General features: G+C 77.0%; 9 protein-coding genes. 2 read left to right on the forward strand and 7 right to left on the reverse strand.

Annotation, left to right across the window (positions count from 1 at the left end; genetic code table 11):
* Window positions 1–43: 43 nt before the first annotated feature.
* The 4 genes from ABEA81_RS37595 to ABEA81_RS37610 form a co-directional block, all read right to left on the reverse strand.
* Window positions 44–511, reverse strand: coding sequence for a hypothetical protein (locus ABEA81_RS37595; RefSeq protein ID WP_345612042.1), 468 nt, complete (start codon window positions 509–511; stop codon window positions 44–46).
* Between the two features lie 98 nt (window positions 512–609).
* Window positions 610–3,969: an ATP-dependent helicase gene (locus ABEA81_RS37600; protein ID WP_345612044.1), complete on the reverse strand. Its 3,360-nt coding sequence runs from the start codon at window positions 3,967–3,969 to the stop codon at window positions 610–612.
* A gap of 20 nt (window positions 3,970–3,989) precedes the next feature.
* Window positions 3,990–4,838 (reverse strand): glycoside hydrolase family 16 protein, encoded by an 849-nt coding sequence (locus ABEA81_RS37605; protein WP_345612046.1) that lies wholly within the window; start codon window positions 4,836–4,838, stop codon window positions 3,990–3,992.
* 169 nt (window positions 4,839–5,007) lie between these two features.
* Complete coding sequence (locus tag ABEA81_RS37610; RefSeq protein ID WP_425570827.1) at window positions 5,008–8,328, reverse strand: ATP-dependent helicase; 3,321 nt, start codon at window positions 8,326–8,328, stop codon at window positions 5,008–5,010.
* Window positions 8,329–8,386: 58 nt separating this feature from the next.
* Between ABEA81_RS37610 and ABEA81_RS37615 the strand changes: the two genes are divergently transcribed.
* Together ABEA81_RS37615 and ABEA81_RS37620 are read left to right on the forward strand one after the other, a co-directional pair.
* Complete coding sequence (locus ABEA81_RS37615) at window positions 8,387–9,160, forward strand: alpha/beta fold hydrolase (RefSeq protein ID WP_345612048.1); 774 nt, start codon at window positions 8,387–8,389, stop codon at window positions 9,158–9,160.
* A gap of 11 nt (window positions 9,161–9,171) precedes the next feature.
* Entirely contained in the window at window positions 9,172–9,456 is a 285-nt protein-coding gene (locus ABEA81_RS37620; protein ID WP_345612050.1) for an MGMT family protein, read from the forward strand.
* A 40-nt stretch (window positions 9,457–9,496) separates the two neighbouring features.
* On the opposite strand, the gene ABEA81_RS37625 is transcribed toward ABEA81_RS37620, so the two are convergent.
* The 3 genes from ABEA81_RS37625 to ABEA81_RS42835 form a co-directional block, all read right to left on the reverse strand.
* Window positions 9,497–10,240 carry a sirohydrochlorin chelatase gene (locus tag ABEA81_RS37625; protein WP_345612052.1) on the reverse strand — a complete coding sequence of 248 codons (744 nt, stop codon included), beginning with the start codon at window positions 10,238–10,240 and terminating at the stop codon, window positions 9,497–9,499.
* Window positions 10,237–11,418: a uroporphyrinogen-III synthase gene (locus ABEA81_RS37630; RefSeq protein WP_345612054.1), complete on the reverse strand. Its 1,182-nt coding sequence runs from the start codon at window positions 11,416–11,418 to the stop codon at window positions 10,237–10,239. Before ABEA81_RS37630 ends, ABEA81_RS37625 begins: the two co-directional genes overlap by 4 nt.
* Window positions 11,415–11,797, reverse strand: a 383-nt coding sequence (locus tag ABEA81_RS42835) for a nitrite reductase (NAD(P)H) small subunit (protein WP_425570828.1), incomplete at its 5' end; no start/stop codon positions are given. The genes ABEA81_RS37630 and ABEA81_RS42835, both read right to left, overlap by 4 nt.

Genomic DNA, 11,797 nt, shown 5'->3' on the forward strand with positions numbered 1-11,797 from the left:
CGGACCGGTCGGCCGGTATCGGTCGGGCCCGATCAGCGGGGGCTCATCGCGCGCCGCTGGAAGCCGTCTCGCGGGCGGTCAGCTCCCGCATGTCCCCGTCGGCCACCGAGGGCATCGACGGCCCACCGGCGCCGGTGAAGGCGGTGAACCCGAAGTGGACCTCGCCTGCCGCCGCCGTGCGCTCCGGGTGCGGGGCCGCGTTCACCCGCGAGACGTCGGCGCGCAGGATGCCCGCGGCGTCGACGGCGTCGAGCTGGGCGAGCAGCCGGGCCAGCGTGGCCGATGCCTCGCGGGGGCACCGGCCGGTCTGGGCGAGGGTCCGGTGCAGCGGCCCGGTGCGCCAGCCGCTCGGGTCCCCGCTGCCGACGGGCACGGCGACGGCGACGTCGAGCAGCCACCGCGAGGGCTTGCCGGCGATCTCGGGCGTCTGGTGCACGGTGATCTCGGTGACCTGGTCGGCGCGGACCAGACTGCCGTCGAGCAGCTGCAACCACACGTTCGCAAGGCTCAAGTCGATCTCCTCGAAGCTGAAGCCTTCAGGGGGAATATCTCTATTCTGCGATGCAGATTAGTGGACCGCAAGGTGCAGGATCACTGTTTCGTTCCAGATCAACCGGCCAGCGGAACGGAGGCCAGGAGCGCGCGCAGGCCGCCGGCGTCGAGCAGGTCGGCAGGGCGGAGCGTGACGTCCTGGCGCACGTAGTGGAACGCCGCGCGCACCCGTTCGGGCTCGCAGCCGGCGAGCGCGGCCCAGGCGAGCCGGTAGGCCGCCAGCTGCACGGCGAGCGCGGGGACACGCTCGTCCTCGGGGAGCGCACCGGTCTTCCAGTCGACCACCGTCCAGCCCCCGTCGGGGTCGGCGAAGACGGAGTCCATCCGCCCGCGAACACCCACCCCCGCGATGACCGTCTCGAACGGCACCTCGGCCTCCACCGGACGCCGGTCGGCCCACTCGCTCGCGAGGAACGCCTCTTGCAGCTCCTCGAGCGCGTCGTCGGAGGCGGCGCCCTCGTCGGCCGCGCCCGGCAGCTCGTCCAGGTCGAGCAGCTGCGCGGCGCCGAATCGCTGCTCCAGCCAGGCGTGGAAGGCGGTGCCGCGGCGGGCGTGCGGGTTGGGCGGCAGCGGCAGCGGGCGGCGCAGTCCGGTGGCGAGGGCGGCGGGGTCGGCCGCCAGCTCGACGAGCTGGCTCACCGACAGCTGCACCGGCAGCGCAACCGCGGGCCGGGCGCGGGCCGCGGCCCGCTCGGCGAGCAGCACGTCCACGTCGGCGGCCCACCCCTCCGGGTCGCCCGACCCGGGGCCGTCCGGTTCCGGGTCGTCGGGCTCGCCCGCCGGTTCGGGCGCCAGCAGCTCCATCTGGCCGCCCGGTTCCGCGGCCGCCTCGGCCTGCGCCGCGCGCCGCTCGGAGAGGTCTCGCAACGCCGTCCGCACGAGCTGGGCACCGGCGTGCACGTCCGTCGACCGCGCGCCGAGCGGGTCGACGGGCCACAGCGCGCTGGGCTGCTCGAGCGTCGCCGGGTTCACGTCGTCGGGCCCGGGCTCCTCCGCCCACCGCTCGGCGCCGTGCACGGCCGCGATCTCGACCAGGAACTCCGATGGCTGCTTCGGCCGCTCCCCCGCCGGCCCCCACCGGTGCCCGGACACGAGCAGGACGTGCTCGGCACGGGTGAGCGCGACGTAGAACAGCCGGCGCTCCTCGGCGAGCCGCCGCTCGTCGAGCGCATCGGAGTGGGCCTTGATCGCGTCCTCGAGCTGCTTGCGGTCGGGTGAGCCCGACGGCAGGTCCAGGGCGGGCAGGTCGTCGGCGTCCCCGCGCAGCGCCACCGGCAGCTCGACCGGGTTGGTGAGCCAGGTGCCACTGAGCTTGCGGCCCGGGAAGACGTGCGTCACCAGGTGCGGGATGGCCACGACCTCCCATTCGAGGCCCTTCGCGGCGTGCACGGTGAGCACCTGAACGCGGTCGGGCGCCACCTCGACCTCGCCGGGCGTGAGCCCGTCCTCCGCGCGCTCGGCCGTTTCGAGGAAGTCCAGCAGCGCCGGGAGCGTGGCCACCTCGGCGCCCGCCGCGAAGTCGGCCACCACGTCCGCGAACGCGTCCAGGTGCGCCCTCCCGACGGGGCCGGGACGCGCGACGCTCTCCGTGTCGAGCAGCAGCACGCGCTCGGCGTCGGCCACCAGGTCGGTGAGCGGGGCCGACGCCCGGGAACGCAGCCAGCCCAGCTCCCTCGCCAGCCGCGTGATCCGCGCGTAGCCCTGCGGCGAGTAGCGCTCGGGCTCGCCGGGGTCGTCGAGGGCGTCGACGAGGCCCGCCTGCTCGGCCTGCTCGCCGGGCAGCGCGCCGTGGGCCAGCTCGGCAGGCGAGAGCGGCCCCGTCCGCGGCGGGAGCGCCGGCACGATCTCGCGGGCCCGCTGCCACAGCGCGGCGAGGTCGGCGACACCGAGCCGCCACCGCGCGCCGGTGAGCAACCGGACGGCGGCCGGGCCCGCCAGTGGGTCGGCCACCAGCCGCAGCGCGCTGACGAGGTCGCGCACCTCGGGGGTGTCGAGCAGCCCGCCGAGGCCGACGACCTCGACGGGTAGGCCGCGCTCGCGCAGCGCGGTGGCGATCGGGTCCATGTCGGCGCGGCGGCGCACCAGCACGGCCGACGTGGGCGGCTCGTCCGCGCTGATGCGCTCTACGCTGTCGCTGCACGCGGCGGCGTTCCACCGCTCCGCGATCGCGTCGGCCATCCACGCGATCTCGGCGGCCACGTCCGGCAGCAGCGCGACCCGCACGTCCCCGGCGCGGGTCCCGGGCCCGGCCGTCAGCTCGCCGACCCCCACCGCGCCCGGCGCGCTGCGCAAGGGAGCCGACGCCGCGTTGGCGAGCGCCAGCACCTCCGGCGGGTTGCGGAAGCTCGTGAGCAGGCCGTACTCGGGTGCCGGGCCGCCGTCCGGGGCGGGGAAGTCGGTGCGGAAGCGGGCCAGGTTCCCCGCGCTGGCGCCACGCCAGCCGTAGATCGACTGGTTCGGGTCGCCCACGGCTGTGACGGTGGGGTCATCGGGACGGACCGGTTCCCCGGGCGGCGTGCCGAAGAGCGACCGCAGCAGCACCCGCTGCGCGTGCCCGGTGTCCTGGTACTCGTCGAGCAGCACCGCCCGGTACGTGGCGCGCTCGGTGGCGCCGACCTCCGGGTGCTCGGCGGCCACCCGCGCCGCGATCGTCAGCTGGTCGCCGAAGTCGACGGCCCGCTCCGCCCGCTTGCGCGCCGCGAACGCCTCGACGAGCGGCAGGAACGCCTGCCGCTGGCGCTGGGCGTCCATCCACCGCTTGTAGGTCTGCGACGGCTCCGCGCGCTGCCGCTTGCCGGGCGGCGCCGCGGCGAGCACGGCGACCAGCGCGTCGGCGTGCCGGCGCACCGCTTCGGGGTCGACGAGGTGCTCGCCGAGCTCGCCGGCCAGCGCGAGCAGCCGCTCGGTGACGGTGGCCGGCACGAGGTCGACGTCGAGGTCCGCGGCCCACGTCGTGATGACGCGGTGGGCGAGCTGCCACGACGCGGTCTGCCCCAGCAGCCGGGCGGCGGGCTCTGCCGGCAGCCGCAGCGCGTGCTCGCCGACCAGGCGGCCCGCGTAGGCGTGGTAGGTGGCGATCGTCGGCTCGCCGGCGAGCACGTCGACGCGGCGGCGACCGCTCGGGTCCAGCTCGTCGAGGAGCCGGGTGCCGGCCAGGCGGCGCAGCCGCGCCCGGACCCGGTTGCCGAGCTGCTGGGCGGCCTTGCGCGTGAACGTCAGGCCCAGCACCTGCTCGGGCAGCACCTGGCCGGTGGCGACGAGCCACACCACGCGCGCGGCCATCGTCTCGGTCTTGCCCGCCCCCGCCCCCGCGACGACGAGCGCGGGCCCCGGCGGCGCGGCGATCACCGCGGCCTGCTCGTCGGTGGGCGCCGGCAGGCCGAGCGCGGTGGCCAGCGCCGCGGGGGTGAGCTCCACCCCGGAGTTCCTACCCGAGGTCAGCCCCGGACGTCCCGCGGGGCGGCGAAGATCTTCACCCAGTCGACCTCCAGGCTGACCTCCGCCGGCGTGGTCGCGTCCGGCGCCGGGATCCACTCCCGGTAGGGCCCCATGTCGAGCTGCATCGTCATGTGCATCGGCACCTTCGGGATCACGTTCTTGTCGAAGGTCTCGAACTGCTTGACCCCGTCGACGAACCACGTGATCCGGTTGGGCAGCCACTCCATGGCGAACGTGTGCCACTGGCTGAAATCGCCGGTGATCTTCGTGCCGGCCTGCTTGTTCTGCGCCGAGAAGTGGATGACGAAGTGGGCTTCCCCGCGGTCCTCCCGCGGCACCTCCATCATGTCCAGCTCGCCGTCGTCCTTGTTCTCGGTCTGCGGCCAGAGCAGCATCGCCGCCCCGCGGCCGCGCCCCTTCTCGGTGCGGGCCCGGAACTCCCAGCGCCCGTACAGCTGGTCGCGCTCGTACCCCATCCCGCCGGACACGTTGCCGCGCGCGGTGATCCGCAGCAGGCCGTTCTCGACGGTGATCGCCGAAGGGCGGCGGAACCCGTTGCCGAAACCGCCGACGCTGTTGTAGCGGCTCCAGGCCTTGGGATCGAGGGTGGACCCGTCGAAGTCGTAGCTGTTGACCGGCCGCCAGTCGACGCCCGAGGCGTCCCGGCCCGTGCTCGACGAGCCGCCACCGGGGGGCGGGTCGGGCACCGCGGTGGGCGGGGGCGCCGGTTCGGGCAGCGCGTGCAGCAGATCCGGCTCGGCGGAACCGGTCACGCCGGCGCAGCCTGCGGCCAGCAACATCGCGGCGCAGACCAGCAACGATCGCAGCCGCCCCGCAACCCGGGACATGCTCGCCTCCTCGACCTGTACACCGGTGGGGGAGCCGTTCGGGGAGCGCCGGCGTACGGAGATGACGTTACCGCGTGGGGGTAACCGGACAGAACGCCCTCCCCGGGACACGCTCGCCCGTTCCGGCTATCCCGTGTGCACTCTGGGTTGCGCTGTGCGGCGTACGGCTCTATGCGTCGGGGACCGGTCGGCCCGATGCGCTCAGCGGGCAGCTGGTGCGCACCGGGCAGCGGTCGCAGTCGGGGCCGACCCGGGCGACGAAGTGGGCGTCGGAGGTGTCCTCGGCGCACTGCCGCACGACATTCTCCCAACCGGCCAGCTCCTCGTCGTCGAGCGGGGGCTGTGCCGGTTCCTTGGCCTGGCCGCTCGCCTTCTGGTCGGCCACGTAGACCAGCCGGGCACCGCCGGGCTTCGCTCCCGGCTCGAGCAGCGTGCCGAAGGCCCCCAGCGCCGCCGCGAGCTGGTAGACGGCCAGCTGCGGGTGCTCGGCCGCCGCCCGGGCGCTGATCGCCGTCTTGCCCGTCTTCACGTCGATCACGACCGGCCTGCCCTCGGCGTCGACCTCCAGCCGGTCGACGCGGCCGCGGACCCGCAACCACGGCCCGCCGGAGCGCCCGGCGCGCTCGCCCAGCTCGCCCGGCTCGTCGCCCGCCAGGTCGAGCTGCACGGGCTGCTCGACGGCCACGAGCCGCAGCCCCTCGGCCCGGCTGGTGCGCACCCACTCGTCGAACGCGGCCAGCATGCCCCGCACCCGTTCGAGCTCCCGGCGGCCGAACCACGGCGCGCCCGCGTCGAGCCGCGCCCACGCCGAGCGCAGCGCCCCCTCCAGCTCCTCCCGGTCGGCCCCGGCGGCGCCGGCCTGCACCAGCGCGTGCACCAGCGACCCGGTGACCGCCGCCAGCGCGCCCACCTCGGACCCGCCGTGGCGCTCCAGCACCCAGCGCAGCGGGCACCGGACGATCTTCTCCACGTCCGACGGCGAGACGGGGACGACCTCGCCCGGCGCACGCAGCGGGGCGTCGGTGGAGACGGGTGCGAGCCCGTACCAGTCGTCGGGGTGGGCACCGGGCACGCCCGCCTCCGCCAACCGCGCAAGCTGTGCCGCGGCGCGGCGCCTGCGCTGCTCACCCGCGGCGTCGTCGGCGGGCGCGCACACCACCCGGCGCAGCTCCCCGACCAGCTCGGCGAGCACGAGCGAGCGACCGGGCCGGTGGACCGGGCGGTCGGCGCTGGTGGCCGGCACCGGGTCGAGCTCGTCGAGGAACCGCGACGGCTGCTCGTCCTCGCCCTGCACCGCGCTCACGAGCAGGGTGTGGCGCGCCCGCGAGCACGCCACGTAGAACAGGCGCCGCTCCTCGGCGAGCAGCGGCGCCACCCGCGACACGGTGGCCCCGGCCGGTTCGGCCACCCCGGCCACCAGGTCGACCAGCCGCTCGTTGCCCAGGAGGCTGCCCCTCAGCCGCAGGTCCGGCCAGCTGCCCTCCTGCACCGCGGGCACGGCGACGACGTCCCACTCGCGTCCCCGCGCCGCGTGCGCCGTGAGCAGCGAGACGGCATCGCCCTGCGGGGCGCGCGGCGCGAGGGAGTCGCCCGGCAGCTGCTGGTCGGCGAGGTACTCGACGAAGCTCGCGACGGCCGCCCCCGGCAAGCGGTCGGCATAGCGGGCGGCCGCGTCGAAGAGCGCGAGCACGGCGTCGAGGTCCCGGTCGGCGGCGGCGCCCACCGGACCGCCGCGGCCGCTCGCGTCGCGCCACCGCGGGCCCAGCCCGCTGGCCTGCCAGACCCGCCAGAGGACCTCTTCCGCGCTCTCGCCGTCGCGGGCGGCGTCGCCGGCGATCGCGAGCAGCGTGCCCACCCGCCGCAGCGGCGCCGTCTCGTGCGGGGGGAGCGCGACGAGCGGGTCGGGCCTGCCGAGCGCCGCCGCCCGCAGCGCCTGGACCAGCAACGGGTCGCTGCCCGCGCGCTCGGTGTCCTCGGCCTCGCCCGCCGGCCGGGTGCCGGCGTGCAGCCGCAGCAGCCCGCGGCGCAGCCTGCGCATGCGCATCGGGTCGGCGGAGCCCAGCGACGACGTGAGCAGCGCGCCCGCGGCGTCGGCGTCGATCTCGTCCGGCCGGGTGGCGCAGCGCAGCACGAGGAGCAGCGGGACGACCGCGGGCTGGCGGGCGAGCGGGAGCTCGTCGGGCGGCGCGGCGATGGGCACGCCCGCGGCCAGCAGAGCGCGCCGCAGCGTGGGCAGCGTGCGGCGGGTGGAACGGGCGAGCACCGCCATCCGCGACCACGGAACGCCCCGGTTCAGGCGGGCCCGCCGCAGCTGGTCGGCGATCCACCCGGCCTCCTGCGCCGCGGAGCCGAACACCTTGACCTGCACGTCGCCGGCGTGCCCCGGCTCGTCCGGCGGCGCCGCGCGCTCCCGGCCGGGACCGCTGCCGGGCAGCCGGGCGGCCAGCCGGGCGACTGCCTCCCGGACCTCGGGCGCGCCCCGGTGGTCGACGGGCAGCACCACCGTGGGCGCCTCCACGGCCCGCAGCCCCTCCGGGTCGGCGCCCCGGAAGTTGAGGACGGCCTGGTCGGGGTCGCCGGCGAGCAGCACCGTCTGCGCCGTGGCCCCGAGCACCCGCACCAGCGCCATCTGCTGCGGGTCGAGGTCCTGCGCATCGTCGACGACGAGGTGGCGCACGCGCTCGCGCTCGGCCGCGAGCAGCTCCCGGTCGGCGGCGAGGGCGTCGAGCGCGGCGGCCACGAGCTCGGCGGCGTCCAACGCGGGGGCGGTGGCCTGCGGGGCCCCGCGGCCCGCGGCGCCGCGCAGCAGGATGACGTGTTCGTACGTGCGGAAGAACCGGCCCGACGCCACCCACTCGGGCACGTCGTGGCGACGGCCCAGCTCGGCGAGGTCGTCGGGGCCAAGGCCCCGCTCCGCCGCCCGCAGCAACAGCTCGCGCAACTCGGCGGCGAACCCCGGCAGACCCAGGGCAGGGCGCAGCCGCTCGCCCCAGCCCGAGTCGGGCACCCCGCCGTGCTCCGGACCCGCGAGCTCCCCGCCGAGCAGGTCGCGCACCACGGCGTCCTGCTCGGCGCTCGCGAGCAGCCGCGGTGGCGGATCGCCGTTGCGCACGGCGTGCAGCCGCAGCACCCCGAACGCGTAGGAGTGCACGGTGCGGACCAGCGGCTCACGCGTGGTGCGCGCGGCCTCCGGATCGTGCGCCAGGTCGACGATCCGCTCCCGCAGCTCCCCCGCGGCCCTCCTGCTGCCCACCAGCACGAGCGTGCGCTCCGGGTCGTCCCCCGCCCTGATCCGCCGCGCCACGGCGGCCAGCAGGACCGTGGTCTTGCCCGTGCCCGGCCCGCCGACCACCCGCAGCGGCCCCGCGCTGTGCTCGAGCACCCGCCGCGCAGCCGGGTGCCACTCCGGCTCGGTGGCCGCCGCCCGCGGGCGCCGCACCAGCCCGGGCGCCAGCGCGGTGCGGTCGGGACGGGCCTCGGAGCGGAGCACGCGACGATGCAACCACGTACCCCCGACAGCTCCCCCGCCCGCCTGGCAGGATCGGGGCGTGACCGAGCTCCCCCTCCACGTCCACGCGTTCGGGCCCGCCGACGGGCGGCCGGTGCTCGCGATGCACGGCGTCACCGGGCACGGTGCGCGCTACCGCGTGCTCGCCGAGGGACTGCCCGGCGTCCGGGTGCACGCCGTCGACCTGCGCGGCCACGGCCGCTCCCCGTGGACCCCGCCGTGGCACATCGAACAGCACGTCGCCGACGTCCTGGGCGTGCTGGACGGGCTCGGCCTGGACCGCGTCCCGGTGATCGGGCACTCGTTCGGCGGCGCGATCGCCGTGCACCTCGCCCGCACCGCGCCCGGCCGCGTGGAGCGGCTGGTGCTGCTCGACCCGGCGCTCGGGCTCGACACCCAGCGCATGCTGGAGCAGGCCGAGGCGACACGGCCCGACGAGTCGTTCCCCGACCTCGACGCCGCCCGCGCCGACCGCGCACAGCGCTGGGAGGGCGTCGCCGCCGAGCGCGTCGAGGCCGAGCTCGCCGAGCACCTCGTCGCCGACGGCGACCGGCTGCGCTACCGCTACTGCCGCTCCGCCGCCGTCGTCGCCTGGAGCGAGATGGCCCGGCCCGCGGTGACCCCGCCCGCCGGCACCCGCACGTTGCTGCTGCCGGCCGTCAAGGCCGACTTCGTCGACCCCACGTGGGTGGCGGCGTGCCGCGCCGAGCTGGACGACGCGCTCACCGTCACCGAGGTCGACGCGGGCCACATGCTGTTCCTGGAGAAGACCGCCGAGGTCGCGCAGCTGGTGCGCGCGTTCCTCACGACCTGACGAGGCCGGGCGTGGACGAGGAGACCGTCGAGCGGGTGCGCGCCGCCGTCCGCGCGATCCCGCCCGGGGAGACCGCGAGCTACGGGGAGATCGCGGACCGGTGCGGGCTGCGGTCGGCCCGCCTGGTGGGCCGGATCCTCGCCGAGGACGGACACGACCTGCCCTGGCACCGGGTGCTGCGCGCCGACGGCACGTGTGCCCCGCACATCGCGCAGGAACAGAGCGCCCGCCTGCGGGCGGAGGGGGTCCTGCTGGTCGACGGCCGTCTCCCCCGCCGGTCCCCGCGGAGGTCGTGAGTGGATACGAGTGCCTGAGCACTCCTCTCCACTCCCGGGGTCAGGCGGGGCGGGCCTGGGCGGCGAGGGCGCCCGCGTACCGGTCGGCCAGGACCGTGAGCACCGCGGGGTGGTCGGCCAGCGGGGCGGCCACCGCGTCGGCGCCGCAGCGTTCCAGGTTGCGCTGGAACAGCCCGGGCGCCAGCAGCCACGAGGCGACGGCCACCCGGCGGGCCCCTTCCGCACGCAGCCGGGCCACCACGTCGCGGACACCCGGCCGGCGCCGATGCTCGGTCCCGCAAGCGACCCTCGGGTCGCCGAGCACGATCGGGGCGAGCATCACGGGCCGGCCGAGCAGCAGCCCCAAGCGCCGGGCGGCCCGGGCGCCGTCGGCGCGCGCCCGCGGGTCGTTCGATGCCGCCACGGCGAGCACCACCCCGTCGTCGGGCCCGGAGCCGGCCTCAGCGAGCCGGTCGGCGGCCGCCGCGACCAGCGCGGGGTCCGGGCCGAACGCCCGGGCGAGCACGACGTCGAGCCGCCCGGTCGCGCGCAGCTGCTCGGGCACGTCGAAGCGCACGTGGTAGCCGGTGGCGAGGAACGCGGGCACGACGACGGTCGGGCCGGGCAGGTCCGCGAGCGCCTCGGCCGGGGTGGGGCCGCGGACGTCGGCGTAGCAGGCGCGCACCGGCACCCCGAGCCGCCGGTGGGCAAGCGCCGCAATCCGCTCCGTCACGACCGCGCCCGCCGGGTCCCGCGTCCCGTGCGCCACGAGCAGCAGGTTTCCCCCCGCGGCCCGGGTCCTCATCGCAGGCTCCCGTGCACGCAGTGGCCGCCGGTCGGCACGGGGCCCGCACCCGGGTCCAGCGCCAGCCGGTAGCCCCGCTTGACGACGGTCTGCACGAGCTTCGGCCGCCCGAGGGCGGTGCGCAGCCGGGCCATCCCGGTCTCGACCGCGTGCTCGTCACCGCTGCCGCCGGGCAGTGCCCGCAGCAGCTCGGCACGCGGGACGACCCGGCCCGGCCTGCGCGCGAGCACCCGCAGCAACGCCATCCCCGCCGGCGCCACGCTGCGCAGCTCCCCGTCGACGAGCACGGCGTGCCCGCGCAGCTCCAGCACGTGGCCCGCCACCGGCAACCGGCGTGCCCTCGCCGGCAGCTCGGCCTCCAGCTGCCGCACCATCGCGCCCAGCCGGGAGCGCTGCGGCTGCATGGTCGGGACGTCCACCGCCTCCAGCGGGGCCGCGGTGACGGGCCCGACGCACAGGGCGAGCACCGGCCCGCGCAGCGCGTCCAGCAGCGGACCGCGCACGCCGCGGCGGCCGGCGCGGGCCAGCAGGCTCGCCGCGGCGGGCGCGCTGGTGAAGGCGAGCACGTCGATCCCGCCGCAGAGCACGGCGTCGATCAGCCGGTCCAGCGGGCCGAGGTCCAGCGGTGGCAGCCAGCGGTACACCGGCACCTCGACCACCTCGGCACCTGCCATCCGCAGCGCGTCGACGACGTCCGGCAACGGCTCACCGTGCAGCTGGACGGCGATGCGCAGCCCGTCGACGCCGGCGTCGAGCAGGTGGTCGAGCACCTCCGCGGACGACTCGGACGGCGGCGACCAGGCGTCCACGAGCCCGGACGCGCGGATCGCGCCGCGGGCCTTCGGGCCGCGGGCGAGCAGGGTGCCGGACCCGAGCGCGGCGAGCAGGTCCTCGCCGATCCCCCAGCCGTCGGCGGCCTCGACCCACCCGCGGAACCCGATACCGGTGGTGGCCACGGTGACGTCCGGAGGGCGGGCGATGAGCGCGCGGGTCGCGTCGGCGAGCTGCGTGTCGTCGGCGACCGGCACGATCCGCAGCGCGGCGCCCTGCTGCACCACGGCGCCCCGCCGCTCCAGCATCGTGGCCAGCTCGTCGGCCCGGCGGGCGGCGGTGACGCCGACGGTGAACCCGGCAAGGGGTGGCACCGCGGCGACGGTGGCGCTCACTGCTGCGGTCACGGGAGTCCGACCTGCAGCCACCCGTCGGCGATCCGGACGGGGTACACGGGCACGCGGGCGCCCGGATCGTCCAGGCACTCCCCGGTGACCAGGCTGAACGCCTGCTTGTAGACCGGGGACGCGACGACGGGCACCCCGCCCCGGTCGCCCACGATGCCGCGCGAGAGCACCGCGGCACCGGAGAACGGGTCGACGTTGCCGATCGCCCGAACTGCGACTTTCCCGCCCCCTGTGACTTTCCCGCCCCCGTGCCCTTCGGGCCCGCCCCCTGTGACTTTCCCGCCCCCGTGCCCTTCGGGCCCGCCCCCTGTGACTTTCCCGCCCCCCTGCCCTTCGGGCCCGCCCCCTGTGACTTTCCCGCCCCCCTGCCCTTCGGGCC

This window comes from Pseudonocardia adelaidensis, assembly GCF_039543345.1.
GTDB lineage: Bacteria > Actinomycetota > Actinomycetes > Mycobacteriales > Pseudonocardiaceae > Pseudonocardia > Pseudonocardia adelaidensis.